We start from the raw sequence: 26,104 nt of genomic DNA, 5'->3' as shown, positions 1-26,104 counted from the left end.
GCCGCCATTTCGGCTGCTACCCTCGCTCCATGCGCCTGCCCGACCTCGCCGCCGCCCTCAGCCTGCCCGCCTCCGACCTGCCGAATGTGGAGGTGAGCGGCGCGACCCACAACGCCGACTGGGTGGGGCCCGGCTCCGTGTTCGTGGCGATCCGGGGGGCGCGTTTCGACGGGCACGCCTTCATGGACAAGGCGCGCGGGGCGGGCGCGGTCGCCGTGCTGGGCGAGGGGTTGCCTGACGGCATGACCGCGCCGCTGCCCTACCTGCGCGTGCCGGACGCCCGCGCCGCACTGGCCGACGCTGCCGCCGCCCTGGCCGGGCACCCCAGCCGCGCCCTGAAGGTGGTCGGCGTGACCGGCACCGACGGCAAGACCACCACGAGCTGGCTGGCCCGCCACCTGCTGCGCGCCGCCGGCATCCCGACCGGCCTGCTCTCGACGGTGGGCTACGAGCTGCCCGACGGCGAACTGCGGCACTTTCCCGCGCACTTCACCACGCCCGAGGCCCCGGAGGTGCAGGCCACCCTGGCCGAGATGGTGCGCGTGGGCGCGGGCGCGGCCGTGCTGGAGGCGAGCAGCCACGCCCTGGCCCTGGACCGCGTGCGCGGCGTGGACTGGGACGTGGCCGTGTGGACGCACCTGAGCAGCGAGCACCTGGACTTTCACGGCACGCTGGAAAACTACTTCGCGGACAAGAAGAAACTGGTCGAGCGCGCGCCCTTCGCCGTCCTGAACGTGGACGACCCCTGGACCGCCGAGCTGCGCGGCGTGGCCCCCGAGGAGACGACCTACAGCGCCGAGAACCAGCACGCCGACTGGCGCGCGACCGGGGTCGAGGAGGGGCCGGGCGGCCTGAGCTTCGACGTGGCCTCGCCCGCCGGGGAGTTCCGGGCCCGGCTGCCCATGATCGGGCGCTTCAACGTGGCGAACGCCCTGGCGGCGATGGCGGCGGCGCACCGGCTGGGCGCGGCCCCGGAGGCGCTCGTGGCCGGGCTGGCGAGTTTCGCGGGCGTGCCGGGCCGCATGGAACTCGTGCCGGGACCCGGCGGCGGCCCGCGCGTGATCGTGGACTTCGCGCACACGCCGCCCAGCCTGGAAAAGGCCCTGGGCATGCTGCGGGCCACCACGCCGGGGCGGCTGTGGGTGCTCGTCGGGTCGGCGGGCGGGCGGCGCGATCCCTCCAAGCGCGCGCCGCTGGGCGAGGTGGCGACCCGCCTGGCCGACCACGCAGTCCTCACCGAGGAAGACTGCCGCGACACGCCGATCGCCGACATCCTGGCCGAGATGGAGCGCGGGGCGCGGGAGGCGGGCCGGGCCAACTTCACGTCCATTCCCGACCGCCGGGAGGCCATCGCCCACGTGATCGCGCAGGCGGCCCCCGGCGACACCGTGCTGCTGGCGGGCAAGGGCCCGGAGGACACCCTGGAGCGCGCCGCCGAGACGCTGCCCTGGGACGAGGTGGGCGAGGCGCGGGCGGCCTTGCAGCGGCGTTGAACTTCCTTTCCCGCCGGGCCCGCGCGCCTAGACTCGGCGGATGCTGCGCCCCCTGCCCAAGAAAGACGAGCTGTCCAACCGCGAGCTGCTGGGGGTGCTCGCGCGCACCCTGCCGGGGCTCTACCGCAGCGCCCCGCTGCTCGTGTCGCTGCTGCTGGCGATGGCGCTCGTGCAGGGCCTGATTCCGGCCGTGACCATCCTGCTGGGCAAGTGGACGGTGGACGGCGTGAGCGAGGCGCTGCGTGGCGGCACCGTCAACGTGACCCTGCTGGCCGTGGCCTGGACGGGCGCCGCCCTGATCTCGCAGCTCACGCAGGTGGCGGCGCAGGTGCTCCAGGGCTACGCCGCCGACGGCTTCACCGTGCAGACCATGACGCGCCTGATGAACAAGATGGCCGAGATCCACGGTCTGGACGTGCTCGAAGACCCCCGCTTCCACGACGACATCGAGATCCTCCAGATGGGCGCGCCCCGGCGGCCGCTGAACCTCGTCTCCACGCTGCTCTCGCTGGTCCGGGGCGTCGTGAGCGCGGTGGGGGTCTCGGCGACGCTGCTCGTCATCGGGTGGTGGGTGCCGCTGGTCGTCGTGGCGGGCACGCTGCCCGCGCTGCTGCGCCAGATGGAGTTCTACAAGCTGGGCTGGAGCATCTTCATCCAGCGCACCCAGGACTCGCGCGAGCTGAACTACCTCCAGCGGGTCGCCATGCGCCACGAGTCGGCCAAGGAGGTGCGCCTCTACGGGCTGGTCCCCCACCTCCAGAACCGCTACCTGACCGGCACGCTGGCCTACCAGGGCGTGATGCGCGGGGTACGCAACAGGCAGCTGCTCGGCATCCTGCCGTACCAGGCGCTGTCGCTGCTCGTCACGGCGGGGCTGTTCGTGTACGTGGTCAGCCGGGCGCAGGGCGTGGGCGCGGGGGGCGGGGGCTACACGGCCGGCAGCGTGGTGCTGGTCATCACGGCGCTCGCGGGCCTGCGCGACGAACTGCGCGGCGTGTCCGAGTCCATCAGCACCGGGACCGAGCACCTGAACTGGTTCCACAAGTACCAGAGCTTCCTGGCGGCGACCTCCGGCGTCACGCAGCCCGCCGACCCCCGGCCCCTGCCCGCGCGGCTGGCCCTCACGCTCGACGACGTGAGCTTCGGCTACCAGGGCCGTCCCCCGGTGCTGGAACACGTGTCGTTGCACATTCCCGAGGGCCAGACCGTCGCCATCGTGGGCGAGAACGGGGCAGGCAAGACCACGCTGGTCAAGCTGCTGCTGCGCTTCTACGACCCGACCTCCGGGCGCGTGCTGCTGGGCGAACGCGGGCAGGAGGTGGACCTGCGGGACGTGAATGTCGAGGAATGGCGCTCGCAGGTGGCGGCCGTGTTTCAGGACTTCTCGCGCTTCGAGTGGACGCTGCGCGAGAACATCACCCTGGGGCAGCCCGAGGACGGCGCCAAGCTCGCGCACGCGGTGTCGGCCTCCGGGCTGGAGCCGGTGCTGGAGCGCGTGAACGGCGGCCTGGAGGCGCGCATCGGGCAGGCCTTCGGCGGCGTGGACCTCTCGGGCGGGCAGTGGCAGAAACTGGCGACCGCGCGGGCGCTGTACCGCGAGTCGCGCGTCCTGATCCTCGACGAGCCGACGGCGGCGCTCGACCCCCGCAGCGAGGCCGAGGTCTTCGGGGCCTTCGCCGCCATGAGCCGGGGGCGCACCACCCTGCTCATCACGCACCGCCTGGGCAGCGTGCTCATGGCCGACCGGGTCCTGGTCATGAAACTGGGCCGCCTGATCGAGGACGGCACCCACGCCGAGCTGCTGGCGCGCGGCGGCGAGTACGCCGAGCTGTGGGCCCTCCAGGCCAGCCAGTACGCCGAACCGGAGGCGGTCGGGGTCTGAGGGCAGGGCGGCCCGACTACTCCGCCGCCCCCTCCAGTTCCCGGCGCTGCGCGCGCGTCAGGCCCGCGACCACCAGGGCGTAGCTGCCGCGCAGCAGGTCGGCCGCCAGGGCCTCCGGCACCCTGTCCAGCGTCAGCGTGACCCAGTGGCGCTTGTTGAGGTGGTAGCCCGCTGCGATGCCCGCATACCCGGCCCGCAGCGCCTCGCCGTCCCCAGGCCGCACCTTCAGGCTCAGGGTGAGGGGATCGGCTCCGAGATCGGTCAGGGCGTACATTTTGCCGGCCACCTTGAAGACCAGGGTGGCCGGTCCAAAGGGAAAGGTTTCCTGCGAGCCGCGCAAGGCGGCGCAGGCTGCGCGCAGGTCGGCGACCGTCTGCATGGCCCGAGTATGGGCCGCTCAGCTCTCCGAGGAGTCGGGGTCCACGCCCTCGGCGCGGTTCAGGTCACGGTCGGCAGCGGCGGCCTCCTCACCGTCGCCGGTCAGGCGGGCCACCTCGGCGGCGCTCAGGCCCTCACCGCTGGGGGTAGGAACAGGAGGCGCCGCGCGCCCCGCGAGGTCGGCGGGGGCCGGTCCCTGCTCGGCACGCACCTCCGTCTCGGGGGCGTCCTCCCGCACACTCAGGTTGGGCACCACGGGCAGGGCGTCACGGCGGTCGTCGGTCATGCCCCAGTGTGCCGCCGCCGGGTCAGCTCCGGATTTGCCCGCACCGCAGCGGGCCTTCAGGAACCGCCGGGCCGCTCAGGCGATCAGGCGGGCGCGGGCGGGCGCAGCGTCGGCCAGCACCTGCATCAGCAGCACATAGGCGGCGCTGCCGGGTCGCAGGTGCCCCAGCGCATGCAGGCGGCGCAGGGTGGGCAGGTGGTACAGCTCGCCGTCGTCGCCGCGCGCCGTGTCGGCCAGCGAGAAGGTCGTGCGGTTCAGGGAGGCAGGGTCAGACATGGGCGGCTCCTTGGAGGACGGGAGGCGAAACCGGGACGACGCCGTCTTGAGGCTTCCTGAAGTTTACATTTACTCAACCTTTAACTTCAGGAGGCGTCTAGACGCGGAGCTGACCGTTCCGTGTGCTGAAGTGGAGGCGTGCCTCGCCTTCTCGCCCTGCTGCTGCCCGCCCTGCTCTGGGGACCGGTCCAGGCCGCCGCCCCCCAGTCCGCGCCGCCCACCCCGCTGCGGCTGGTGCTATTGAGCGACTTCAACGGGCCCTACGGCAGCACCCACTATCCCCCAGCCCTGGGGCGGGTGCTGGGCCGCGTGCTGAACGAATGGAAACCGGCGCTGGTGCTCTCGGCCGGCGACCTGATCGCAGGCCAGAAGGCCAGCCTGAGTGACGTGAATGTCCGGGCCATGTGGGCCGCCTTCGAGCGGGACGTGCGCGAGCCGCTGGCGGGGGCGGGGATTCCCTTCGCCTTCGCGCTGGGCAACCACGACGCCAGTCTGGCACGCGACCGCCGCGAGGCCGCCGCCTACTGGGGCGCGCACCCGCCCGCCCTGACCTACGCCGAGCGCGCGGCCTTTCCCTTCCGCTACAGCTTCACGCAGGGGGCGCTGTTCGTGGCCGTGCTGGACGCCACCGGGCCGGGGGTGGACGCCGCGCAGCGCAGCTGGCTCGCGGCGCAGCTCGCTACACCCGCCGCCCGCGCCGCCGCCGTGCGGCTGGTGCTCGGGCATCTGCCGCTGGCGGGCCTGAGCCGCGAGAAGAACCGGCCCGGCGAGGTCATCCGGCCTGCCGACGCCCTGGCCCTGCGCGCGGTTATGGAGCGTGGCGGCGTGACCGCCTATGTCAGCGGGCATCAGGCGGCGTACTACCCCGGTCGCCTGGGCGGGCTGAACGTGCTGGGCAGCGGCGGCATCGGCGGGCGCGACTATGTGGGCGCGCCCGGCACGGCGCGCAGCGTGGTCACGGTGCTGGACGTGGTGGGCGGCGAGGTGCGCCTGAGCGCCTACGACGCCGACACGGGCGCGGCGGTGCCCGCCACCAGCCTGCCCACCCGCGTGGACGGCCTGGGCGGGCCGGTGCTGCGGGTCGAGACGTTGCGGTAGGGCTGCCCAGGCCCCCGGGTCAAGTCCGGCCGCGTGGGCGCAGCGGCCCCAGCACGCCGATGCCCAGCTCGGCCAGCGCCGCACGCAGGTCCTGGGCCGAGGCCTGGGGCGTGTCGGGACGCGCCTCCAGGGTCGCGTCGCCCAGACGGGCCACCGGCCACAGGCGTAGCGTCCATCCGGGCAGGGCCGGGGCCGTCAGGTCGCGCCCGGGCAGGACCACTTCCGCGATCAGGATGACGGGCTGGGCCGCCGGGACAGGCAGGGGCAGCGCGGCGGGCGGCGCGGGGCGCAGGGCCCGGGGGGCAGGCTGGACCGTGCGGGGCGGGCGGACGGGGGTCGGGGCGGCGGGGCGGTGCTGGGTCATGGGGGGCCTCCTCCGGGGCGATGCGGCCAGAATGCGCTTCCTGGACGCGGCTGACCATCGGCCGGTCCGGGCGTGACCCCGCCCATCCATCGGCTGACCCGATGGGCCGGGCCCCGCGTACCCGCCTACACTGGGGCATGAGCCGGGACCCTGCTCCACCGACGCCGACCCTCTCGCAACTGCGCGCCCTGATCGCCGTGGCGCAGGCCGGGAGCTTCGGCGAGGCGGCGGCCGAACTGGGGGTCTCGCAGTCCAGCCTCAGCGAAGCGGTGGGCCGCCTGGAAGCCATGACCGGCCGGCCCCTGCTGCGGCGCACGCCCGGCGGCACGGTCGCCACCGCCGCCGGAGAACGGGTGCTGGCCCATGCCCGCGCCGCCGTGCAGGCCGCCGGGGACGTGCTGCTGGCCGCGCAGGACAGCGGGGAACTCAGCGGGACCCTGCGCGTGGCGGCGTACCGGTCGGTCGCCACCCACCTGCTGCCCCCGGCACTGGCGACCTTCCGGCGCGCCCACCCCGGCGTGCGGACCGTGCTGCTGGACGGCGATACCGAGGAGACCGACGCCGAACTTGCCCTGCGCACCGGGCGCGCCGACGCGGCGGTGGTCGTGCAGGGACATACGCCGGGCCTGCACCTCACGCCGCTGGTCTACGACGAGTACCTGTTCGTCGCCCCGGCGGCGCGCGGCGACCACCCCGCCACCCTGGAAGAGCTGAGCGGCCAGACCCTGTTCCTGCCCCCCGGGCGCGACCAGTGTCACCGGCTCGTCCGGCAGTACCTGGAGCGGGAGGGGGTATCGCTCAGCGGCCTGACCGAGAACCCCCAGGACAGCGTGATCCTGAGCATGGTGGCGCACGGACTGGGCGTGACCATCCTGCCCCGGCTGGCCCTGCATCCCCTGCCGGGCGGGCTGGTGAGCCTGCCGCTGCCGGGGGGCCTGAGCCGGCCGCTGGCCCTGGCCGTCTTGCCCTGGCGCGCGCACCTGCCGCTACTGCGCGCCTTTACCGACACCCTCACCCGGACCCTGGCCGCCCGCGTTCCGGGGGGCCCCCCCACCCCGCCGCCCGGAGCGTGGCCCCCGGCGCTGCACTGAGGGCCGCGCGGGAAGGGGCGAGGAGGACCTCAGATGGGCGCGTCCTCCTCGAATCGGGGTGGGCGCTTCTCGCGCAGGCTCGCCAGCCCCTCACGGGCGTCGGGGCCGGTGAAACCCAGAAATTCCAGCGCGAGGCTCGCGTCGAAGGTCGGCCCGGCCTGCCGCAGCCAGTTGTTCAGGGCGTATTTGGTCCAGCGCACGGCGGTCGGGCTGCCCTGGGCGAGCCTGCGCGCCACCGCCCAGGCCCGGTCGAGCAGGTCCTCGTCGGGCACGCACAGGCTCACCAGCCCGATGCGCTCGGCCTCCTCGCCGCTGAGGCTCTCGCCGGTCAGGAGGTAGTACTTGGCCTTGTTCAGCCCGCACAGCAGCGGCCAGATGATCGCGGCGTGGTCGCCGGCCGCCACCCCCAGGCGCACGTGCCCGTCGGCGAGGCGGGCCGTCCGGGCGGCGACGCTCACGTCGGCCAGCAGGGCGACCGCCAGCCCCGCCCCCACGCAGGGGCCGTGGATGGCGCTCACGATGGGTTTGCCGCAGTTGACCACGTTGTAGACGAGGTCACGCGCCTCGCGCCACACCCGGGCCAGCGCCGTGAAGTCCTGCGTCATCTCCTCGATCATGGAAAAGTCGCCGCCCGACGAGAACCCCCGGCCCTCGCCCCGGATCAGGACGCAGCGCACGCCCGCCGCCGCGTCGATGTCGCGCCAGATCTCGGTCAGGGCGCGGTGGCCGCGCGCGTCCACACTGTTGAGGGTCTGCGGCGAGTCGAGGACGAGTTCCAGGATGCCGCCTTCGTGCAGCGTGACCCGGAGGCCGGGATACGCGCCCGGCGCGGTGAGCTGGGTTGTGGTCATGGCCGGAGGCTAGCACTCCCGGCCCCGGCGCGGCCCCGCCAGCCCCACACCCCGACCAGCCCCGCGAGCGCCATGCTGCCCATGACCAGCGCCGCCACGCCCGCCCAGCCCCGCGCCGCGAACACCTGCCCGGCGACCACGCTCGCGAGGGCGGCCCCCCCGTAATAGGCGCTGTGGTACAGCCCCGTGGCGAGGCTGCGCGCCCCCGTGACGCTGCGCTGCACCGCCGCGAGCGCCGCCGACTGCGACAGGAAGACCCCGCAGGCCGCCGCCGCCACCCCGAGGACGACCAGGGGCAGGGGCGCGGCCAGGGTCAGCAGCAGCCCCGCGAGGCTGGCCCCGACCGCCGTGAGCAGCGCCGTGCGCGGCCCGCGCGCCGCCAGGAACGGCCCGGCCAGCGGCGTGATGACCACCCCCAGCAGGTACACCGCGAACACGCCCCCGGTCTGCGCGGTCGTGAGCGCATATGGGGCCTCCGCGAGGCGCAGGGTGAGGGTGTTGAACAGCCCCACCAGCGTGAACAGGATGAGGAAACCGACCGCGCAGGTCGTCAGCAGCGCCGGGTTGCGCAGGTGCGCGCCCAGGCCCGCCGCGACGGCGCGCGGGTCGCGCCGGGGCGTGAAGCCCGCCTCGCGCGGCAGCGTGCGCGCCAGCCCCCAGCCCGCCAGCGAGGCCAGCGCCAGCAGCCAGAAGGCGGCGTGCCAGCTCTGGACGTCCGCGACCAGCCCCGCCAGGAAGCGCCCCAGAAACCCGCCCAGCACGGTGCCGGTGACATAGGCGGTCAGCGCGCGGGCGCGGCCGGCCGGCGGCACCTCCTCGGCGATGTAGGCGTTCAAGGCCACCATCACCCCGGGAATAAGGAGGCCCTGCGCGAAGCGGGCGAGGTTCAGGGTGCCCAGCGTCGGCGCGAACACGGCCGCCACGGCCGGCAGCACGAGCAGCGCGTAGGCCCACACCACCACCCGCCGCCGCCCCAGCGCGTCGGCCAGCACGCCGACGAACGGCGAGGCCAGCGCCATCGCCAGCGTGGTCGCGCCGACGACCGTGCCCACCTCGGCCGCCCCCACGCGGAACTCGCGCGACAGCAGCGGCAACAGACTCTGCGGGGCGTACACGTTCAGGAAGACCAGCGTCCCCAGCGCGGCGAACAGCAGCGGCGAGGGGCCGCGTCCGGGCGGGGTCATGGCGTCGCCGCGCTCCCCGGCCCGGCCAGCAGCAGGGTGGGCCGCGCCTCCAGCCCCACCCCGCCCGAAGTGTCGAGCCGCTCCAGCACGCTCTCCAGGTCCCAGTCGCGCGCCCACAGCCGCTTGACGGCGTGCAGGGCGGCGGTGCCGGGCGGGGTCACGCGCGGGGCCACCTCGGACCACGGGCCGTCCGGGCGGCGGGCCTGGACCTCGCCCGTGCTCAGGCCCGCGTTGCCCAGCGCGCGGTAGAGCAGCTGCACGGCGTCGTCCATCAGCGCGCTTGTGCGCACGAGAAGCTGCGCCTGGGCACACAGCGGCTCCAGCGCGTCCTCGTCGATGCGCGCCGGATTCACGCCAACGAACAGCCGCCCCAGCGTCTCGGGCAGATTCACACCCCGGTAATACGCCTCCTCGAAAGCCGCCGGAATCAGCAGGCCGCGCGGCGGGGCCTCCAGGGCGGCCAGACGGTGCGTCTCGGCCCCGACCTCGGCCACGGGGCGGCGGGCGGCTTCCGCGAAAGTCAGCATGTCCCCGAGGCTAGCGCGGCCAGGACGGGGCGCGCGGCGGCCCGGTCAGGACAGCGCCAGCTCCATGAACACGTCGGCGCGGGCATAGGGCGTATGCGGCCGCTCGTGGGCCGCGAGGTGCCGGAAGCCCACGCTCTCGTACAGGTGGACGGCCGGCCCCAGGCGGGCGTTGCTGGCGAGCACCAGCCTGTGCGCCCCCATAGCCCGCGCCTGCGCGACCGCGTGCGCGAGCAGCCGCCGCCCCACGCCCCGGCCCTGCGCGGCGGGGTCCACCGCCATCTTCGAGACCTCGAACACGCCCGGCCCCTCCGGGCACAGGGCCACGCAGCCCACCGCCCGCCCCTCCAGGTGCGCCATGAACACGGCCCCGCCCGGCGCGACATAGTGCCCGTCCGGGTCGGCCAGCGCCGCGCGGTCGGCGGCCTCCAGCTCGAAGAAGTCGGAGATCCAGGCCTCATTCAGTGCCCGGAAGGCGGCGCGGTCGGCATCGGTCGCCAGGGGGGCGAGGCTCAGGGCGGGTGGCCGCGTTTCGTTCAGCAGGGGTTCGTTCATGGGCACCTCTTCCTCCGGTCTGCGTCCGGTCAGGCGAGTATCGGCAGGGCTGGGCGAGATGTCCAATATCCTGCCGACGTGGATCAAGACTTCTCCGGTCTGGGCCATGGCCTGGAACTGCGGCACCTGCGCTACTTCGTGGCCGTGGCCGAGGAACTGCATTTCGGGCGGGCGGCGGCGCGCCTGAACCTCGCCCAGCCGCCCCTCTCGCAGCAGATCCGGCGGCTGGAGGCCATCGTGGGGGCCGAGCTGTTGCGGCGCAACTCGCGCTCGGTCGAGCTGACGGCGGCGGGCGAGGCCTTTTTAGAGCGCGCCCGGCGCACGCTGCGCCACGTGCAGGAGGACGTGGCCGAGGCCCGGCGTGTGGGCCAGGGGGCGCAGGGCGTGCTGCGGCTGGGCTTCGCGGGATCGGCCATCCTGACGGTCGTGCCCGAGTTGCTGCGGCGCTACCGGGGGGCCGCGCCGCTCGCCCAGCTTCAGCTTTCCGAGTCCTTCACGGCGCAGGTCGTCGCAGGCCTGCTGGCAGGCGACCTTGACGCCGGGCTGGTGCGCGACGCCGATCCTGCCCCCGGCCTGAGCGTCCGCACGCTGTTCACCGAACCGTATGTCGCCGTGCTGCCCGCCCACCACCCGGCGGCGGACGGGGCCGACATGGACGTGTCGGCGCTGCGCCGCGATCCCTTCGTGTACTACCCGCGCTCGGCCGGCGCGCGGGCCTACGAGCAGCCGCTGAGCCTGTGTGCCGCACACGGCTTTCGTCCCGTGATCGCCCAGGAGGCCTCGCAGTGGCTGACCATCCTGCGCCTGGTGGGCGCGGGCCTGGGCGTGTCCATCGCCCCCGCGTGCGTGCGCCAGGTCGCCCCCGACTCGGTCGTGTGCCTGCCCCTGCGCGGCCCCGAACTGCGCAGCGAAATCCAGTTCGTGCAGCGTGAGGGGGAGGCCCGCCCCCTCGTGCGCGCCTTTGCCGAACTGGCCGGCGAGGTGGCGCAGGAGAGCGTATAGAAGCAGCGAAAGCCGGAGCGCCCCCCCGACCCCACCGCCCAGGTCCCCCCGAAGGCCGTCGTGCGCAAAGCGCGCGGGCCATTCCAACCCGGCTGGGGCTGGCCCCGAACGGAGCCGTCACGCCGTAAGGCAGAGCCGCCCCGCCGACTTCCGAGACGACTCTCTGCCGAGCGCAGCGAAAAAGCTCCCCCTCCTCTGGAGGGGGCTGGGGGAGGCAGGAGAACTCCGCCACCTTCCGAAAAGAAGGCCGCCCGGTCGCCCGGACGGCCCCCCGCAAGCCCACCTTCAGGCGTGCATCCCCTGCTCGGCCACCTTCTCCTCCAGCGGCCGGTCCTTGACCGCGTGCGCGCTCATGCCCCACTGGGTGCCGCTGCTCTGCGTGCCCTGCAAGATCACGCGCGCCAGCTCGCCCAGCGTGGCCCCGCCCGGCCGGATATCCATCTTCAGCTCCTGACGCAGTTCGGTGAGGCTCACGTCGTCGAGCATCAGCTCGGTGCCGTAACGCAGCGTCGAGTTGGGCACGAGCAGCAGGTCGGCCTCGCCGGGCTTGATCGCGTGCCGGAAGCAGCGTCCCGTGAGCAGCCCCGCCACCGTGGTGATATCCCCGAAAGTCTTGTTGACCACATGGCGCACCTCGATCTCCAGGCCCTCGATGGCGCGCAGCGGCTGCACGGCCAAGTCCAGTGACTCGGCGAACAGCGCGCCCGTGCCCAGGATGACCTTACGCGGCTCGGGCAACGCGGCCGGCAGCTCGGGCAGCGGCTCGGTCAGGAAGTCGCGGATCATGCCCACGCCGTTTTCCAGCATGGGGAAACCCTCGTATTCCTCCTCGCTGGGCAGCGGCTCGCCGGCCAGCAGGTACAGCTCGTCGCTGGGAAAGATAAAGCGCGTGCCGCGCTCGGCCAGGAACTTCTTGCGCCACACGTTCAACCGGGCCAGGGTGTCCTGCGCCTCCTCGCGGTTGAAGGTGCGCACGTCGGGCAGGTTCTTGCGGTGCCCGGTCAGGCCGATGGGCACGACCGCCGCCGAGATCACGTTGGGGCGGCTGCTGAGGTACTCGACCGTCTCGTCGAGGTTCTCGCGGTCGTTGCGCTCGGGCACGAGGACGATCTGGGTGTAGAGGTCGATGCTCTCCAGGCGCTCGATCATGCCGCGAATCTGCACGGCCTGCTCGTCTTTGACCTTGAGCTTCCACCACTTCATCATGTCCTGGCGCAATTCCTGGTTCGAGCTGTGCACCGACACGTACAGCGGCGAGAGGTTCTCGTCCAGGATGCGGTTGATGTCGCCCTCGGTGAGGTTGGTCAGCGTGACGAAGGAGCCGTACAGGAACGACAGGCGGTAGTCGTCGTCCATGATGTAGAGGCTCTTGCGGAAGCCCCGGGGCATCTGGTGCACGTAGCAGAAATCGCACTTGTTGGCGCACTTCTTGATGCCGTCGAACAGCACTTCCTCGAAGTCCAGGCCTGGGTCTTCCCACTCGACCGTGAAGGTGAAGGTGTCTTCCAGGCTGGGCGGCGCGGGCAGGAACAGGCGGTGGTGGTCCTGCGCCGTGCCGGGCACGCCGGTCATGGCGCGCGGGGCCTCGCGGGGGCGGGCGATTTCCAGCGTCGCCACGCCCTGCGAGAGCTTGTGGCGGTAGGCCAGTACGTCGGTCACGGCCTCGCCGTTGACGCGCAGCAGCACGTCGCCAGGCTGCACGCCCGCACGCTCGGCGGGGCTACCCGCCTCCACGGTCTTGATGGGCGCGGGGTAGAATATCTCTTCGGGAATGTGTGGACCGGGGAATTCCGGGGCTGCCGTCATGGATTCACCTCATCTCGGGACGGCCCTGGGTTATCCAAATCACGCGGCCCCGACTCAAGCAAAGAAGTTTAACAGAACTGGGGTGGTCCTAAGGTGACGCAGCCTGCTTAGTGGGCCGGTGGTGTTGAGCGGGTCGGCCTACGGTGTCCCGCCAGACCTCCCAGCCGTTCCGGGCTCCACCGGCGATATCTGCGGCGGCGCTGCTCGGGCTGCTGTGGCTCAGGTCACGGGCAAAGAGCAGCAGCCCGTCATCGAGGACCGTCAAGACGCCCTCATCCAGCAATTTCTGACGGCGATTCCGAACACCTCTGCTCGAACTGCCCGGCAGCAGTTCCCGGCGCGCCGTACTCCCCGCCTTGACCGTCCAGCTTCCGTCGTCTGGGCGGTAGATCGCCGTGGCCCGCGCCTCGCCCACCGCAGAGGTGAATTCGATGTCTCCCTGTGGCGCAGACGGTACACCTTCACCCAGCCCCAGCAGCACGTCCCGCTCGGCCTCGGTGATCCGGCCCATCTTGCTCGCGGCGTCGGCGGCCTTCCCGAAGGTGGCGATCTCGAATTCCTTCTGCGTGGCCTCGACCACCCGCGTCTTCTCGCGGCGAATCTTCGCCTCGTCGGTGCGGCGTTGCTGGCGGGCCCTGACCTGCGCGACGGCCCCTTCCAGCGCGTCGCGCTCCCAGACCTCGGCGCTCAGGACGGCATAGAGATCACTGGCAAAATGCTCGGTGTCGTGGCCCATTTCGAGCGTCAGGGTCGCGCGCTGCTCGTAGCGCCCGGGCAGATGCTCGTCGAGCACCACCCACTTGCGCCCGTTGGTCACGACGGCCCAGCGGCTGCCCTCGTGCACGGAATAGGTCACGGCCTGCTCGTACTCGCGGTTGCCCAGCGTCACGCCCATGCCCTTGATTTCCAGCGCGAAGCGGCCCTGCCCGCGCCGCACCAGAAAGTCGGAGCGCCTTCCGCCCGCGTTGGTTTCCTCGGGCACGATCTCCTGCGGGTTCCAAATGTCGAAACCGGCCGCCAGCAGCAGGCGCAGCACGATGCACTGACGCACCACGGCCTCGCCCGGCGGGTCATCCAGCCAGCCCTGAATGGCCTGAACCGCGTCCTGTACCTCGGCAAGCGACATTCCGGCGAGTATAGGGGGCGCGGGGCCGGGGCCAGCGCGCAGAGTTCAGCCCGGCTGCCCCTCCCCCGCCCCGATGCGCCGCAGCAGGTTGGCGGTCTCGATCATGGCGAGGACCGCCTCGGCGCCCTTGTTGCCCGCCTTGATGCCCGCGCGGTTCAGGGCCTGCTCGACCGTGTCGGTGGTCAGCACCCCGAAGGCGACCGGCACCCCGGTGTGCAGCGACGAATTCAGCAGGCCGGTGGCCGCCGCGCCCGCCACGAAGTCGTAGTGATCGGTGTCGCCCTTGATGACGGCCCCCAGGCCCACCACGGCGTCGTAGCGCCCGGACTCGGCCAGGCGGCGCGCGACGAGCGGCATCTCGTAGGAGCCGGGCACGAGGTAGTGGTCGAGCTGCTCGCTGCGGCCCCCGTGCTGCACGAAGGCGAGCTCGGCGCCCTCGACCAGCCGGTCCACGACGAGGTGGTTCCAGCGGGTCGAGACGACGGCGAAACGCAGGTCATGGGCGAGCAGGTTGGCTTCGATACGGTTCATGTGGACTCCTTGGCTGTAGAAGGGGAGGAGAACTCGGCGGCCCGGTTCCCCTTCCCGGAAGAGGCGGCTTGTCGGGGGTTCCTTACAGATGCCCCAGGCGCTCGCGTTTGGTCTGGAGGTAGGCGGCGTTGTGCCGGCCCTCGCCTACATGCAGGGGCACGCGCTCCACGACCTCCAGGCCGAAGTCGCCCAGGCCCGCGAGCTTGCGGGGGTTGTTCGTCAGGACGCGCAGTTGCCGCGCGCCCAGCAGCCGCAGCATCTGCGCCCCGACCCCGAAGTCGCGGGCATCGGCGGGCAGGCCCAGGCGCAGGTTGGCGTCCACGGTGTCGGCCCCGCCGTCTTGCAGGGCATAGGCCCGGATCTTGTTCAGCAGGCCGATACCCCGGCCCTCCTGGCGCAGGTACACCAGCACGCCCCGGCCCTCCCGCGCGATCTCGCGCAGGGCGGCGTCGCGCTGCGGCCCGCAGTCGCAGCGCAGGCTGCCGAAGGCGTCGCCGGTCAGGCACTCGGAGTGCAGGCGCACGAGCAGCGGCTCCGGCGCCACCTCGCCCATCACCAGCGCGACGTGTTCGGCCCCGGTGCGGGTGTCCTCGAAACCGACCAGACGGAATTCACCGTAGGCGGTCGGCAGCCGCGACTCGGCCACCTGCCGCATGACCAGGGGCGGCGTCTCCGCCTCCGGCGGCAGGGGGTCGTGCTCGCGCCGCCACGCGATCAGGGCCTCGATGCTGCCCACCTTCAGGCCGTGACGCGCGCCGAAGGTCAGCAGTTCGGGCAGGCGGCTCATCTCGCCCGTGTCGTTCATGATCTCGCAGATCACCCCGGCGTCGGCGAAGCCCGCGAGCCGCGCGAGGTCGCCCGCCGCCTCGGTGTGCCCGGCGCGCCGCAGCACCCCGCCGGGCCGCGCCACGAGCGGAAACAGGTGGCCGGGCCGCCGGAAGTCGCCCGGCCGCGCGTCCGGGTCGATGAGGGCCGCCACCGTCGCCGCCCGGTCGTGCGCGCTGATGCCGGTGCTGTTGCTCACGTGGTCCACGCTGACCGTGAAGGCGGTGCCGTGCGGGTCCGAGCTCGCCCCGACCATCGGCGCGAGGTTCAGGTGCGCGGCGCGCTCGGGGCTCAGCGTCACGCAGATCAGGCCCCGGCACTCGCGCGCCATGAAGGCGATCCACTCGGAGGTGGCAGTTTCGGCGGGCATCAGCAGGTCGCCCTCGTTCTCGCGGCCCTCGTCGTCCACCACGATCACCGGGCGGCCCGCGCGCAGTTCGGCCAGCAGTTCGGGAATGGAGGCGAGGCTCATGCGACCGTCTCCAGGCCCGCGTCCCGCAGCGCCAGCAGTCGCCCGACATATTTGGCGAGCTGGTCGGCCTCCAGGTTGATGCGCGAGCCCACGCGCCAGCCGCCCAGCGTGGTCACGGCCAGGGTGTGCGGCACCAGCCACAGGCTGAAGTCCTCGGCGGGCCACCCGGGGCGGGTGCCGCCGGGGCCGCCCACGTCCACCAGCGTCAGGCTCACGCCGTCGGCGGTGACGCTGCCCTTGGGGGTCAGGTAGCCGGCCAGGGCGCGCGGCGCCCGCACCCGCAGCGTGTAGGCGCCCGGCGCCTCCTCCACCTCCAGAATCTCACCCACCCCGTCCACGTGCCCGCTGACGATGTGGCCCCCGAACCGGGCCTGCGCCGTCATGGCGCGTTCGAGGTTGAGCCAGCCGCCCCGGACCCAGTGCGGCGCGGTCTTGGCGAGCGTTTCCTGGCTCAGTTCGGCCGTGAAGCTGCGCTCGTCCCAGCCGGTGACGGTCAGGCAGGTGCCCGAGCAGGCCACGCTCTCGCCCAGGCTCAGGTCGGTCCACATGCGCTCGGGGGCGACGGTCAGGCGGGTCAGGCCGCCCACTTCTTCGGTGCGGGTCACGTGCCCGAGTTGTTCGACGATTCCGGTAAACATCACATGCCTCCTGCCGCCGCGAGGCGGGGAACGGGGCGGACCAGGCCCGAGACGAGCAGGTCCGGGCCGAGGACTTCGATCTGGAGGTCGCTCAGTTCGTGCGCCTGCGCCATCGGGCGCGGGGCGAGCGCGAGGGGCGGCAGGCCCGCACCGAGCACCTTGGGGGCGACCAGGGCGCGCACCTCGTCCACCAGCCCGGCCGCGAAGAAGGCGGTCGCCAGGGTCGGCCCGCCCTCCAGCAGCAGGGTGTTCAGGCCCAGGTCACCCAGGGCGCGCAGGGCGCCGGGCAGGCTGCCTACGCGCAGCACGGTCACGCCCCTTTCTTCGTACGGCCGGGCATCGGTGCCGGGCGCCGTAATCAGCACGCTGCCGGGCCGCAGCGCCCGCGCCGTGGGGGGTACACGCCCGCTCCGGTCGAACACCACGGGCCGGGGGTCGTGCCCACCCGCCGCACCGTCTTCCGGGCCACGCACGGTGAGGCGCGGGTCGTCGGCCAGCACGGTGCCGGAGCCGACCGCCACCGCGTCGGCCTCGGCCCGCCACGCCATGACGCGCGCCCAGGCGGGGGCCGAGGTGACGGCGCCGCGCCCCTCGCCCTGCGCCGCCACCCGGCCGTCGAGGGTCATGGCGTACTTGTAGGCGACCCAGGGCCGCCCCGCCGTGACCCGCATCCGGAAGCCGGCCTGCTGGCGCGTGGCCTCGTCCTCCAGCACGCCCACCGTGACGTCTACGCCCGCCGCGCGCAGCCGCGCCACGCCCTGTCCGGCCACGCGCGGATCGGGGTCGAGCGCGGCGACGACCACCCGCGCGACGCCCGCCGCGATCAGGGCGTCGGCGCAGGGGGGCGTACGGCCGGTGTGCGCGCACGGTTCGAGCGTGACGTAGGCCGTGGCCCCGCGCGCCTGCTCGCCGGCCGCACGCAGCGCGAGCACCTCGGCGTGGGGTTCGCCGGCGCGGACATGAAAGCCGCTTCCGACCACCTCGCCGCCGCGCACCAGCACGCAACCCACGGGGGGATTGGGGGCCGCCGTAGGCTGGCCCCGCGCCGCTTCGCGCAGCGCCAAACGCATGTGGTCCACCTCGGAGGGTGGATATTCCGTCTTCATATGGTGACGTCGCCCGCCGGGGTGGCGAGCTGAACGTTTCCCCTTTCTCCCATCCGGACTTGCGGGCCGCCCCTGGGGGTCGGTCCGTGGTTTACCGTCGGCTCTGGAGTTTCACCAGATCGGGCCTGCGCGTTCATGGATTTAAGCAGGCTTCGCGGGCTGTCCTGTCGGAGTCACCGCCGGTGGGGAGTCTCACCCCGCCCCGAAAGAGGTCGGCCCGTTCCCGCAGAGGGTGGTGCGGGCCGTGTCCAGGCTAGAGCAAGGCGGCGGGACAAATGGGCCGCCCCCCCACCGGAGGTCAACCGGATGGAGGGGTCATTAAGAGGCGCAGGCCCTCGGCGGCCCCGGCGCGCAGGCTCAGGGTCATGTGCGGCGTCAGGTCGGTCGGCTGCGGATTGATCTCGACGGCGATTCCGCCCCGGCGCAGGGTCCAGGCGGCCAGCCCGGCGGCCGGGTACACCACGCCGCTCGTGCCGATCACCAGCGCCACGTCGGCGGCGGCGAAGGCGTCCTGGGCGGCCTCCAGGGCGTCTCCAGGCAGGTCCTCGCCGAACCAGACCACGTTCGGGCGCATGCGGTTCCCGGCGGGCGAGGTGGGCGGCAGCGTCAGGGCGTCCGGGGCGGGCAGCGCATGGACCTCGCCCGTCACCTCGTCGCGGGCGTGGGTGAGGTTGCCGTGCAGCTCGGCCAGCGTGCCCCCCAGGGTGCCGCTGCCCACCCGCCCGTGCAGGCCGTCCACGTTCTGGGTCGCCAGGAAAAAGCCCGCGCCCTTCTCGCGCTCCAGTTCGGCCAGCAGCAGGTGTGCGGCGTTGGGCTCGGCGGCCATGACGTCGCGGTAGCGCCCGGCGTACCAGTCCCACACCAGCTCCGGGTCGCGCCAGTAGGCCTGCGGGCTGGCGAGGTCCTCGGGCCGGAAACGTGCCCAGTGGCCGGTCTGCGCGTCGCGGAAGGTGGGGATGCCGCTCTCGGCGCTGACCCCCGCGCCCGTCAGGACGGCCACGCGGCGGGCGGCGGCCAGGGCGGCGCGGGCCTGCTCGGGCGTCATGCCGCGTCCAGCCCGGAGCGCACCTGAATGTGGCGGTAGCGCGCCTGCACGAAGCACCACAGGCCGTAGCACACGGTGCCCAGCGCGACCGCGCCGAGCAGCCACGCCCCGCCGGGCCGGTTCAGCAGCCAGTTCAGCGCGCCGCCGGTGCCGCGCACGCCGGCCGCTTCGCCCTGCACCGCCGCCACGAGCACGAAGGCGCCCACCAGCCCCAGCACGGTTCCGCGCGCCGCCGTGCCGAGCTGCCCCACGCGGCGCAGTGTCCCGGCATGGTCGGCCCCCACGCCGCGCAGCGCGATGAAGGCCATGAATTTGCCCTTCGCGGCGCTGACGAGTTCGGCGACCCCCGCCCCCAGCAGGGCGGCGCCTCCCAGCCCCAGCAGCACCTGCCCGGCCGGCAGCGCCAGCACCTGCGCCGCGAGGTCCTGCGCGCTGGCCCCGTCCTCCACGCGGGCCTGCGTGGCGAGCCGCACCGCGAACCACGCCGCGCCCAGATTCACGGCCCCGCTGGCGAGGTAGCCGAGGCGACGGGCCAGTCCGGCCGCGTCCGTGCCCAGGCGTTCAGGGTCCAGTACGGCGCGCAGCAGCTGCCACAGGGCGTAGCCGACCAGCCCCAGCGCCAGGACGCCCACCAGCACCTCGCCCAGCGGCAGGTCCTCCAGACGGCGCACGGCCCCCTGGGTGTCGGTGGCCGCGCCGCCCCGGCGACCGGCCGCCAGGGTCAGGGCCAGCCCCCCCACCGTGAGGTACACCGCGCCCCGGCAGGCGTAGCCGAAACGGGCGAGCGCCTCCAGGCCCGGCGCAGCCTCCTGCACGGCCTGCTCGCCCGCCCGGCGCAGGTCGCCCACCCTCTGCTGTTCGTCGGCCATGTCGCGCCCCATTGTGGGGGGGTGGGCCCCGGCCTGCCTTCCGGTGTTCTTCAGGCGGGCCGGGGCACCTCAGGTCAGGCCGGGAAAGCGGATGAAGCCGGGCGGCACCGCGCCGGTGAGCCACACGCCGTTCTCGGAGAGAGAGAACACGTATCCGGCGGCGTGCATCGCCCCGGCCGCCACCGTCAGCACGACCGGCGGGCCGCGCCGCGCGCCCACCCGCCGCGCCGTCTCGCGGTCGGGCGAGAGGTGGACATGGTGGCGGGTCATGGCCCGCAGCCCCTGTTCACGGATGGCCGCGAGCGCCCCGCCGGTCGTGCCGTGGTACAGCTCGGCAGGGGGCGGGGCAGGCACCAGTTCCAGGTCCACCGGCACGCTGTGGCCCTGGTTGGCGCGGATCCGCGCGCCCGCCAGCGCGAAGCGCCGCTTGTCGCTGTCGGCCACCACCCGCTCGACCTGCTCCCGCGTGACCCCCAGGTGCGCGAGCAGCGGGGCGAGGGGCACCCAGCCGCCCGGCTCCAGCAGCACGCCCGCCTCGTGCGGCGCGTGCCTCAGCAGGTACGAGAGGCGGTGCGAGAGGGCCTTGTCGTTCATGCGGCCAGTCTGGGAGAAGGGACGCGCCCCGCGCATCGGCCAGGTGGCCTGCCGGGGCCATGGCGGGGGGCTACAGCCGCCGCTCCAGGTAGTCGGCCAGCAGGCGGTAGCTGCGCGTGCGGCCCGCCACGTCGGCCGAGCCGTGGCCCTCGTCCCCGAATTCGGCGTACTCGAAGTCCTCGCCCTCGCGCCGGCCCAGGGCGACCAGCGCGTCGCGGAAACCGCGTGCCTGCCCCACCGGGCAGCGGGGGTCGTTCGCGCCGTGCATCATGAACATGTGGGCCTTCAGGCGCGCGGCGTGCGTCAGGGCGCTGCGGTCGCGCCACAACTCGGCGTCCTGCACCGGGTCGCCCATCATTGAGCGGAAGTACTGCGCGAGCTGCGGCATGTCGCGGCTGTTGGCGGCGTGCAGGGCGTGCAGGTCGCTGATCCCGACGATGGGCACGCTCACCCGGAACAGCTCCGGGTACTTCACGGGCGCGAGGTAGCTGAGATACCCGCCGTAGCTGCCGCCGAACACGCCCAGGCGCGCCGGGTCCACCTCGGGCAGGGTCTTCAGGTACTCGGCCCCCGCCGCCACGTCCTCAAGGTCGCGCCCGCCCCAGTCGCGCAGGTTGGCGTCGCGCCACGCTACGCCCGAGCCGGTGCTGCCGCGCACGTTGGGGCACAGCACGACGTACCCCCGGCTCACCAGAAACTGCGTGACCTCGTCGAAGTTCCGGAAGAACTGCCAGGTCGGCCCGCCATGCACGTGTACGAGCGCCGGCAACCGGGCACCGGGCGGCGTGTTCCGGGGCCGGTAGAGCAGCGCGGGCACGTGCAGCCCGTCGGTCGTGGGGTAGCGGACATACTCGGCCTCCACGAACACGCCGGGGTCGATGGCCCCGTACTCGGCGGGCAGCAGCACCTCGGCGGTGTCGGTGCGCAGGTCGTAGAGCAGCACGGCGGCGCGCGCCGCACTCGTCGAGCGCTCCAGCAGCAGGTGGCTGCCGCCGAGCGCGAACTGCGCCCCTGACGAGACGCCGGGCGCCAGCCGCAGTTCGCGCGCCCCGCCGTCCTCGACCCCGTACAGCACCGGGGTCAGGGTGCTGTCCACGTTGCGGAGCACGGCCAGCCAGCGGCCGTCGGGCGAGAACTCCAGCGCACTTTCGTCAGAGGCCGCGCCCGCCGGGGTCAGCCAGCGCAGGTCGCCCGTGTCCACGTTCAGGACGCCCACCCGCCCCTGGCCCCCGGCGTCGCTGGTCACGGCCACCCGCACGCCGTCGGGGTGCCAGTGGCCCAGGCTGTCGCGGCTGCCCTCCTCCACCCGCAGCACGCGCCGCAGGCCGCCCCCGTCGGCGTTGACCACGTAGCCGTCGAGGTTCTTGAGGTCGGCGCTCTCGTTGGCGCTCAGGAGGACGCGCGTACCGTCGGGGCTGGAGCGCGGTTCGTGCGCGCCCTGCTCGAAGGCGGTCAGGGCCGTCCAGGCCGCGTCGCCCTCCCGCGACAGGTCGTAGGCGTGCACGTTCATCCGGCCGCCGCGCGTGCTGCTCACGAGCAGGCTCCGGCCGTCCGGGTGCGTGTCCTTCACGTAGTCCATGCTCTGCGGGGCGTGGTCCAGGGCGCGCACGGTGCCCGGCCCGACCTCCAGCTCGAACAGCGCCTGCCGTTCGTCGCCGTCCCGGTCACGGCTGAAGTACAGCGCGCGGTCGCCCCGGCCCCACACGAAGCCCGCGTTGGGCGAGCGGGCGACCTGCCCGTCCGAGAGCCGCCGCCGCTCGCGCGTGCGCAGGTCCAGGGCGTACAGCTCGAAGCGGCCGGTCGTGTTGCTGTAGAAGGCGGCCTGGTCTCCCCCGTGCGAGACGGTCAGCCCGAAGGTCAGCGGCAGGGCCACGAGGTCTTCGAGGTGGATCGGGCGGGCCGACGGCTCGGTGGGGGTCATGGGCAGAGTGTAGGGGCGGCCCCGGCCCGGAGCGGCGGCACATGGCGCTCCTGATCCATCTGGCTTACCGGCCCCGGCCCGCCCCGGCCCGCGCGCTACCCTGGCCTTCATGACACAGAGTGATCCGCAGTGGCAGGCGCTTCTCGACCGCTGGCAGACCCTGGCCGACCTAGGAGGCATCGGCGCGCTGCTGGGCTGGGACCAGAGCACCTACCAGCCCCCGGCGGCCTCGGCGGGCCGCGCGCGCCAGATGGCGCTGCTGTCGCGGCTACGTCACGCCGAGGCCACCGACGCGGCCTACGGCCGGATGCTCGACGAGGCGGGCGGGCGCGGCGACCTCTCGCCCGAGCAGACGCGGATGCTGGCGGTGGCGCGCAAGAACTTCGAGGAGGCGACCCGGCTGCCCTCGGCGTTCGTGGCCGAGCTGAGCGAGCACGGCGGCAACAGCTACAGCGCCTGGACCGAGGCCCGGCCCGCCAACGACTTCGCGCGCATGGTGCCCATCCTGGAAAAGACGCTGGACCTCAGCCTCCAGGCCGCGAGCTACTTTCCCGAGTACGGCGGGGCGCTCGACTACTTCATCGACCAGTCCGACGAGGGCATGACGGCCGCGCAGGTGGACGAGGTCTTCTCGGGCCTGCGCGCCGCCCTGGTGCCGCTGGCCGACGCGGCGGCGCAGGCCCGCGCCCCGCGCACCGACTTCCTGCACCGGCACTACCCGCAGGCGGCCCAGCTCGCCTTCGGGGAGGCCGTGATCCGCGACTACGGCTACGACTTCACGGCCGGGCGACAGGACCTCACGCACCACCCGTTCATGACGCGCCTGGGCGGGCACGATGTCCGCATCACGACCCGCGTGCGCGAGGACGACCCGGGCGACGCGCTGTACTCGACCCTGCACGAGTCGGGCCACGCGATGTACGAGCAGGGCGTGGCCGCGCACCTCCTGGGCACGCCCCTGGGCGGCGGCGTGAGCGCCGGGGTCCACGAGAGCCAGTCGCGACTGTGGGAAAACCTCGTGGGCCGGTCGCGCGCCTTCTGGGCGGCGTACTTCGGCAAGTTCCGCGACGCCTTCCCCGAGCAGCTCGCGGACGTGACCGAAGAAGAGATGTACCGCGCGAGCAACGTGGTCGCCCGCAGCCTGATCCGCACCGACGCCGACGAGCTGACCTACAACCTGCACGTGATCACCCGCTACGAGCTGGAGCGCGAGCTGCTGGGCGGTCGCCTCGCCGTGCGCGACCTGGCCGACGCCTGGCACGCCGCCTATGAGGCGAACCTGGGCCTGCGCGCGCCCGACGACCGCGACGGCGTCCTTCAGGACGTGCACTGGTACTTCGGGCAGATCGGCGGGGCGTTCCAGGGCTACACCATCGGCAACGTCCTGAGCGCCCAGTTCTACGCCGCTGCCGAGGCCGCCAACCCCGGCCTGGAGGGCGACATCGCCCGCGCCGACTTCGGCCGCCTGCACGGCTGGCTGCGCGAGAACGTATATGCCCCCGGCGGCCTGTACACCCCCACCGACCTCATCCAGCGCACGACCGGCCAGCCCATGACCGTCGAGCCATACCTGAAGTACCTGCGCGAGAAGTACACCGAGCTGTACGGACTGTGAGAGACGGGGAGTGGGCAGTGGAGTGTGACGGGTAGAGAGAGCCTGACTCCGCCCCACTGCCCCACACCCACGAAGGCCGTCGTGCGCGCAGCGCGCGGGCCATTCCGAGCGGGCAGGGCTGGCCCCGAGCGGAGCCGTCACGCCGCAGGGCAGAGCCGCCCGACCGACACCCGGAACGACTCTTTGCCGAGCGCAGCGAAAAAGCTCCCCCCTCCCAGCGGGAGGGGGGCTGGGGGGGGAGGGCAAGTCGAACCCGAAAGCCTTCCAACCCCGAGACGCCTCTAGCTGCGCCTCAGCGCCGCCCGACCCCCGCCCCCAGCGTCAGCGGCTGGTCCAGCTTCAGCCACAGGAACTCGTTCACGTCCTTGACCGTCGCCCCGCGCCCCCCCGTCGCCGGGTAGTTGTTGTCGTTGGCGACCAGGATCGTGTCGGCGTCCAGCACGATGACGTTCTCGATGGTCACGTAGGGGAAGGTGAACTTGCCCGCGACCGTGCTGGGCGCGAGGTTCTGCGGGTCGCTGACGTTCATCAGGTCGGCCACCAGCGTCTTTTTCAGGGTGCCGTCGGCGTTCTTCTCGCGCAGGCTCACGCTGTAGACCCGCTTGAACTTCGCCGCCGCGCCGCTGCCGCCGTCACGCTCCAGCACGAGCAGGGTATCGGCGTTCACCGGGGTCAGGTCCCCGATGGCGTTGGCCGTATCCTCCAGCGGATAGCGGCCGGCCAGCGCCCACTGGCGGGTGCCCAGGTTCACGGCGTGCAGGCGCAGTTGCCCGGACACGTCGCCCGCCACGGTCTTTTCCAGCAGGGCGTAGGCGGTCACGCCGTCCACGCCCAGCGTCAGGCCCTCGAAGCCGCCGCTGCTGCCGATGTTGGCCGCGTTCGCCGCGCCGGTCGAGAAGGCCGGGTTCTGGGGGCTGCGCACCTGCGCGGCCGTGTACTCGGCGGCCACCTTCGCGCCCGTCGCCGGGAAGTCGGTGAACAAGCCGTCCACGCCCGCGCGCAGGAACTGGCGCATCTCGGCCTCGGGGTCGTTCTTGTAGGCGGGCAGCAGGTAGGCGGGCTCATTGCGCATCGTCCAGGTGTGGACGAGCAGACCGGCGGCGTGGGCGCGCGTCACGAAATCGGTCGTCTGGGCCTTCTCGTCCACGATCCAGCGCTTGTACGGCCCCACGCCGCTGGCGTAGCTGGCGATGTCGCGCAGGGCGGCGTCGGTGGTCAGGGCGTCGTACTTGCGCGCGTCGCCCTTCGCGGTCCAGTCGTAGGGCGCCTCGTCGGGGCTGCTCACGAGCTGCACCAGCGGCAGGTTCACGCCCGCCTTCGGCATGATGTTGGCCTTCAGGTCGCGCAGGTTCGCCGTCTCGAAGGACTGGATGAACACGCGCGCGGGGTCGGTGAAGCCCTCTTTTTTCAGCGTGTCCACGAGGAGCTGCGACACGTCGCGCCCCGCCACCTGCGCCATGTAGGTCGGGTGCTTGGTCTCGGGGTAGAGGCCGACCTTGCGCCCGGTGCGCGCCTCGACGTCCTTGACCAGAGCGATCACCTCGGCCAGGGTGGGCACCTCGAACTGGCTGTCGTAGGCGCGGCCCCGCAGCGCGGGCAGGCGCTCGACGGCGCGCATGGTCTTGAGTTCGGCCAGCGTGAAGTCCTCGGCGAAGTAGCCGCGCACGTCCACGCCGTCGAGTTTCTTGGTGGTCAGGCGGGAGGCGAACTCGGGGTGCGAGGCCACGTCCACCGTCGCCTCGGTGACCTTGCCGGCCGCGTCCACCACCGCGATCACGGGTTCGTGCCGGGCGATCAGCACGCCGTCCTTTGTGACCACGAGGTCGGGTTCGATGAAGTCGGCCCCGCCTTCGATGGCGACCCGGTACGATTCCAGCGTGTGCTCGGGGCGCGTGCCGCTGCTGCCCCGGTGCCCCACCACGACCGGCGCCTGGCCGCGCAGCGTGGGCAGCCCCGCGAGGTTGGGCGTGGGGATGGGCGCGTCGAGCAACCGGCCGTCCGCGCTGAAGTGCAGCAGGTACGGCCCGAACTCGTCGCCCACCCACAGCGTGCCGTCGGGCGCGAAGAAAAAGCCCTCGGGGTCGAAGTCCGCGCCGGTCAGCAGCCGCTCGGGGCCGGCCTCGCCCACGATGGGCCACGCCACCTTGCGGTCGGGGTCACGCAGCGAGATGAAGTTGCCGACCTCGACGCGGCCCGTGCCGGTCGGCGCCGTCTTGGGCGTCAGGTTCAGGCGGTGAATGCGCAGCAGGGAGTCGGCGCTGTTGTTCTTGGCCCCGAAGCCGTTGTCGCTCAGGAACCAGTAGCTGCCCTGCGGCCCGAACTGCACGCCCGAAAAGCCCTGCACCGGCTGGCTGGGAAAGCGCGCCTCGCCGCGCAGGCCACCCGAGTAGGCCCCGCTGGCCGGACCGGCGGCGAAGGTGTCGGCGGGCAGTTCGGCGTAGCCCACCAGCGTCACGGCCTGGGCACCCCCCAGCGCGAGCGAGAGCAGCAGCGACAGGCGGCCCAGGGCGCCGTATTTGGAACGGTTAGACATATGAAAAAGATGAGCCGCGCACGTCAGGAAGGCGTGCGC

At 73.1% G+C, this 26,104-nt stretch carries 25 protein-coding genes and 1 riboswitch; of the genes, 6 read left to right on the top strand and 19 right to left on the bottom strand.

Annotation, left to right across the window (positions count from 1 at the left end):
- Positions 1-29: 29 nt before the first annotated feature.
- Both DGO_RS00920 and DGO_RS00915 read left to right on the top strand, forming a co-directional pair.
- Positions 30-1,493 carry a UDP-N-acetylmuramoyl-L-alanyl-D-glutamate--2,6-diaminopimelate ligase gene (locus tag DGO_RS00920; RefSeq protein WP_014683589.1) on the top strand — a complete coding sequence of 488 codons (1,464 nt, stop codon included), beginning with the start codon at positions 30-32 and terminating at the stop codon, positions 1,491-1,493.
- Positions 1,494-1,533: 40 nt separating this feature from the next.
- Positions 1,534-3,375, top strand: coding sequence for an ABC transporter ATP-binding protein (locus tag DGO_RS00915; RefSeq protein WP_014683588.1), 1,842 nt, complete (start codon positions 1,534-1,536; stop codon positions 3,373-3,375).
- A 16-nt stretch (positions 3,376-3,391) separates the two neighbouring features.
- Here DGO_RS00915 and DGO_RS00910 read toward each other — a convergent pair whose 3' ends face one another.
- From DGO_RS00910 to DGO_RS00900, 3 genes are all read right to left on the bottom strand, one after another.
- The gene (locus tag DGO_RS00910) at positions 3,392-3,754 is read right to left on the bottom strand and encodes an MmcQ/YjbR family DNA-binding protein (RefSeq protein ID WP_014683587.1); all 363 of its coding nucleotides are present in this window, start codon (positions 3,752-3,754) and stop codon (positions 3,392-3,394) included.
- 18 nt (positions 3,755-3,772) lie between these two features.
- Positions 3,773-4,039 (bottom strand): hypothetical protein, encoded by a 267-nt coding sequence (locus tag DGO_RS00905; RefSeq protein WP_043800451.1) that lies wholly within the window; start codon positions 4,037-4,039, stop codon positions 3,773-3,775.
- Positions 4,040-4,114: 75 nt separating this feature from the next.
- Positions 4,115-4,315, bottom strand: coding sequence for a hypothetical protein (locus DGO_RS00900; protein ID WP_014683585.1), 201 nt, complete (start codon positions 4,313-4,315; stop codon positions 4,115-4,117).
- A 138-nt stretch (positions 4,316-4,453) separates the two neighbouring features.
- Here DGO_RS00900 and DGO_RS00895 point away from each other — a divergent pair, with 138 nt between their 5' ends.
- Positions 4,454-5,413 (top strand): metallophosphoesterase family protein, encoded by a 960-nt coding sequence (locus DGO_RS00895; protein WP_226991406.1) that lies wholly within the window; start codon positions 4,454-4,456, stop codon positions 5,411-5,413.
- 19 nt (positions 5,414-5,432) lie between these two features.
- On the opposite strand, the gene DGO_RS20850 is transcribed toward DGO_RS00895, so the two are convergent.
- Positions 5,433-5,777, bottom strand: a complete 345-nt coding sequence (locus tag DGO_RS20850; RefSeq protein WP_014683583.1) for a hypothetical protein — start codon at positions 5,775-5,777, stop codon at positions 5,433-5,435.
- Positions 5,778-5,914: 137 nt separating this feature from the next.
- On the opposite strand from DGO_RS20850, the gene DGO_RS00885 reads away from it, so the two are divergent.
- A complete protein-coding gene (locus DGO_RS00885) occupies positions 5,915-6,868 on the top strand; it encodes a LysR family transcriptional regulator (RefSeq protein ID WP_014683582.1) in 954 nt (317 codons plus the stop codon).
- A 29-nt stretch (positions 6,869-6,897) separates the two neighbouring features.
- Here the strand turns inward: DGO_RS00885 and DGO_RS00880 are convergent, their stop codons facing one another.
- Genes DGO_RS00880 through DGO_RS00865 form a run of 4 tightly spaced genes read right to left on the bottom strand, consistent with a single transcriptional unit; the run spans position 6,898 to position 9,982 of the window.
- Complete coding sequence (locus tag DGO_RS00880; protein ID WP_014683581.1) at positions 6,898-7,719, bottom strand: enoyl-CoA hydratase/isomerase family protein; 822 nt, start codon at positions 7,717-7,719, stop codon at positions 6,898-6,900.
- Positions 7,716-8,903, bottom strand: coding sequence for an MFS transporter (locus tag DGO_RS00875; RefSeq protein WP_083847161.1), 1,188 nt, complete (start codon positions 8,901-8,903; stop codon positions 7,716-7,718). Before DGO_RS00875 ends, DGO_RS00880 begins: the two co-directional genes overlap by 4 nt.
- The gene (locus DGO_RS00870; protein ID WP_014683579.1) at positions 8,900-9,430 is read right to left on the bottom strand and encodes a hypothetical protein; all 531 of its coding nucleotides are present in this window, start codon (positions 9,428-9,430) and stop codon (positions 8,900-8,902) included. Before DGO_RS00870 ends, DGO_RS00875 begins: the two co-directional genes overlap by 4 nt.
- Before the next feature lie 45 nt (positions 9,431-9,475).
- A complete protein-coding gene (locus DGO_RS00865; RefSeq protein WP_014683578.1) occupies positions 9,476-9,982 on the bottom strand; it encodes a GNAT family N-acetyltransferase in 507 nt (168 codons plus the stop codon).
- A 78-nt stretch (positions 9,983-10,060) separates the two neighbouring features.
- On the opposite strand from DGO_RS00865, the gene DGO_RS00860 reads away from it, so the two are divergent.
- Entirely contained in the window at positions 10,061-10,984 is a 924-nt protein-coding gene (locus tag DGO_RS00860) for a LysR substrate-binding domain-containing protein (protein ID WP_226991405.1), read from the top strand.
- Between the two features lie 285 nt (positions 10,985-11,269).
- Here DGO_RS00860 and DGO_RS00855 read toward each other — a convergent pair whose 3' ends face one another.
- The 10 genes from DGO_RS00855 to DGO_RS00810 all read right to left on the bottom strand — a co-directional run bounded on the left by DGO_RS00855 (position 11,270) and on the right by DGO_RS00810 (position 21,917).
- Positions 11,270-12,790, bottom strand: a complete 1,521-nt coding sequence (locus tag DGO_RS00855) for a DUF512 domain-containing protein (protein WP_043800449.1) — start codon at positions 12,788-12,790, stop codon at positions 11,270-11,272.
- An 88-nt stretch (positions 12,791-12,878) separates the two neighbouring features.
- The gene (locus tag DGO_RS00850; RefSeq protein ID WP_014683575.1) at positions 12,879-13,916 is read right to left on the bottom strand and encodes a DUF4357 domain-containing protein; all 1,038 of its coding nucleotides are present in this window, start codon (positions 13,914-13,916) and stop codon (positions 12,879-12,881) included.
- Between the two features lie 45 nt (positions 13,917-13,961).
- Complete coding sequence (gene ribH, locus DGO_RS00845) at positions 13,962-14,447, bottom strand: 6,7-dimethyl-8-ribityllumazine synthase (RefSeq protein ID WP_014683574.1); 486 nt, start codon at positions 14,445-14,447, stop codon at positions 13,962-13,964.
- An 82-nt stretch (positions 14,448-14,529) separates the two neighbouring features.
- Positions 14,530-15,744: a bifunctional 3,4-dihydroxy-2-butanone-4-phosphate synthase/GTP cyclohydrolase II gene (locus tag DGO_RS00840; RefSeq protein WP_014683573.1), complete on the bottom strand. Its 1,215-nt coding sequence runs from the start codon at positions 15,742-15,744 to the stop codon at positions 14,530-14,532.
- Positions 15,741-16,382 carry a riboflavin synthase gene (locus DGO_RS00835; RefSeq protein ID WP_014683572.1) on the bottom strand — a complete coding sequence of 214 codons (642 nt, stop codon included), beginning with the start codon at positions 16,380-16,382 and terminating at the stop codon, positions 15,741-15,743. The genes DGO_RS00840 and DGO_RS00835 overlap by 4 nt, the downstream gene beginning before the upstream one ends.
- Positions 16,382-17,488 carry a bifunctional diaminohydroxyphosphoribosylaminopyrimidine deaminase/5-amino-6-(5-phosphoribosylamino)uracil reductase RibD gene (gene ribD, locus DGO_RS00830; protein WP_014683571.1) on the bottom strand — a complete coding sequence of 369 codons (1,107 nt, stop codon included), beginning with the start codon at positions 17,486-17,488 and terminating at the stop codon, positions 16,382-16,384. The genes DGO_RS00835 and ribD overlap by 1 nt, the downstream gene beginning before the upstream one ends.
- Positions 17,489-17,525: 37 nt before the next feature.
- Positions 17,526-17,702: riboswitch (FMN riboswitch) on the bottom strand.
- Between the two features lie 84 nt (positions 17,703-17,786).
- On the bottom strand, positions 17,787-18,533 hold the full coding sequence (locus DGO_RS00825) for a Sir2 family NAD-dependent protein deacetylase (protein WP_043800446.1): 747 nt from the start codon (positions 18,531-18,533) through the stop codon (positions 17,787-17,789).
- Positions 18,530-19,402 (bottom strand): DUF1206 domain-containing protein, encoded by an 873-nt coding sequence (locus DGO_RS00820; protein WP_050920848.1) that lies wholly within the window; start codon positions 19,400-19,402, stop codon positions 18,530-18,532. Before DGO_RS00820 ends, DGO_RS00825 begins: the two co-directional genes overlap by 4 nt.
- Positions 19,403-19,471: 69 nt before the next feature.
- The gene (locus DGO_RS00815) at positions 19,472-19,996 is read right to left on the bottom strand and encodes an RNA 2'-phosphotransferase (RefSeq protein ID WP_014683568.1); all 525 of its coding nucleotides are present in this window, start codon (positions 19,994-19,996) and stop codon (positions 19,472-19,474) included.
- Between the two features lie 70 nt (positions 19,997-20,066).
- Complete coding sequence (locus DGO_RS00810; RefSeq protein WP_043800444.1) at positions 20,067-21,917, bottom strand: S9 family peptidase; 1,851 nt, start codon at positions 21,915-21,917, stop codon at positions 20,067-20,069.
- A 109-nt stretch (positions 21,918-22,026) separates the two neighbouring features.
- Between DGO_RS00810 and DGO_RS00805 the strand changes: the two genes are divergently transcribed.
- The gene (locus DGO_RS00805; RefSeq protein WP_014683566.1) at positions 22,027-23,532 is read left to right on the top strand and encodes a carboxypeptidase M32; all 1,506 of its coding nucleotides are present in this window, start codon (positions 22,027-22,029) and stop codon (positions 23,530-23,532) included.
- Between the two features lie 292 nt (positions 23,533-23,824).
- Here DGO_RS00805 and DGO_RS00800 read toward each other — a convergent pair whose 3' ends face one another.
- Positions 23,825-26,065: a glycerophosphodiester phosphodiesterase family protein gene (locus DGO_RS00800; RefSeq protein WP_083847160.1), complete on the bottom strand. Its 2,241-nt coding sequence runs from the start codon at positions 26,063-26,065 to the stop codon at positions 23,825-23,827.
- Positions 26,066-26,104 lie beyond the last annotated feature (39 nt).

The organism is Deinococcus gobiensis I-0 (genome assembly GCF_000252445.1).
Taxonomy (GTDB): Bacteria; Deinococcota; Deinococci; order Deinococcales; family Deinococcaceae; genus Deinococcus; species Deinococcus gobiensis.
The sequence above is the reverse complement of the archived record's forward strand: the minus strand, read 5'-3'. Positions and strand labels throughout refer to the sequence as shown.

Coding starts and splice junctions, on each gene's coding strand:
- DGO_RS00825 (WP_043800446.1), bottom strand. CDS start 18,533: ATGACGCCCGAGCAGGCCCGCGCCGCCCTGGCCGCCGCCCGCCGCGTG.
- DGO_RS00850 (WP_014683575.1), bottom strand. CDS start 13,916: ATGTCGCTTGCCGAGGTACAGGACGCGGTTCAGGCCATTCAGGGCTGG.
- DGO_RS00840 (WP_014683573.1), bottom strand. CDS start 15,744: ATGAGCCTCGCCTCCATTCCCGAACTGCTGGCCGAACTGCGCGCGGGC.
- DGO_RS00820 (WP_050920848.1), bottom strand. CDS start 19,402: ATGGCCGACGAACAGCAGAGGGTGGGCGACCTGCGCCGGGCGGGCGAG.
- DGO_RS00905 (WP_043800451.1), bottom strand. CDS start 4,039: ATGACCGACGACCGCCGTGACGCCCTGCCCGTGGTGCCCAACCTGAGT.
- DGO_RS00855 (WP_043800449.1), bottom strand. CDS start 12,790: ATGACGGCAGCCCCGGAATTCCCCGGTCCACACATTCCCGAAGAGATA.
- DGO_RS00835 (WP_014683572.1), bottom strand. CDS start 16,382: ATGTTTACCGGAATCGTCGAACAACTCGGGCACGTGACCCGCACCGAA.
- DGO_RS00900 (WP_014683585.1), bottom strand. CDS start 4,315: ATGTCTGACCCTGCCTCCCTGAACCGCACGACCTTCTCGCTGGCCGAC.
- ribD (WP_014683571.1), bottom strand. CDS start 17,488: ATGAAGACGGAATATCCACCCTCCGAGGTGGACCACATGCGTTTGGCG.
- DGO_RS00810 (WP_043800444.1), bottom strand. CDS start 21,917: ATGACCCCCACCGAGCCGTCGGCCCGCCCGATCCACCTCGAAGACCTC.
- DGO_RS00885 (WP_014683582.1), top strand. CDS start 5,915: ATGAGCCGGGACCCTGCTCCACCGACGCCGACCCTCTCGCAACTGCGC.
- DGO_RS00815 (WP_014683568.1), bottom strand. CDS start 19,996: ATGAACGACAAGGCCCTCTCGCACCGCCTCTCGTACCTGCTGAGGCAC.
- DGO_RS00805 (WP_014683566.1), top strand. CDS start 22,027: ATGACACAGAGTGATCCGCAGTGGCAGGCGCTTCTCGACCGCTGGCAG.
- ribH (WP_014683574.1), bottom strand. CDS start 14,447: ATGAACCGTATCGAAGCCAACCTGCTCGCCCATGACCTGCGTTTCGCC.
- DGO_RS00915 (WP_014683588.1), top strand. CDS start 1,534: ATGCTGCGCCCCCTGCCCAAGAAAGACGAGCTGTCCAACCGCGAGCTG.
- DGO_RS00800 (WP_083847160.1), bottom strand. CDS start 26,065: ATGTCTAACCGTTCCAAATACGGCGCCCTGGGCCGCCTGTCGCTGCTG.
- DGO_RS00875 (WP_083847161.1), bottom strand. CDS start 8,903: ATGACCCCGCCCGGACGCGGCCCCTCGCCGCTGCTGTTCGCCGCGCTG.
- DGO_RS20850 (WP_014683583.1), bottom strand. CDS start 5,777: ATGACCCAGCACCGCCCCGCCGCCCCGACCCCCGTCCGCCCGCCCCGC.
- DGO_RS00870 (WP_014683579.1), bottom strand. CDS start 9,430: ATGCTGACTTTCGCGGAAGCCGCCCGCCGCCCCGTGGCCGAGGTCGGG.
- DGO_RS00910 (WP_014683587.1), bottom strand. CDS start 3,754: ATGCAGACGGTCGCCGACCTGCGCGCAGCCTGCGCCGCCTTGCGCGGC.
- DGO_RS00865 (WP_014683578.1), bottom strand. CDS start 9,982: ATGAACGAACCCCTGCTGAACGAAACGCGGCCACCCGCCCTGAGCCTC.
- DGO_RS00920 (WP_014683589.1), top strand. CDS start 30: ATGCGCCTGCCCGACCTCGCCGCCGCCCTCAGCCTGCCCGCCTCCGAC.
- DGO_RS00880 (WP_014683581.1), bottom strand. CDS start 7,719: ATGACCACAACCCAGCTCACCGCGCCGGGCGCGTATCCCGGCCTCCGG.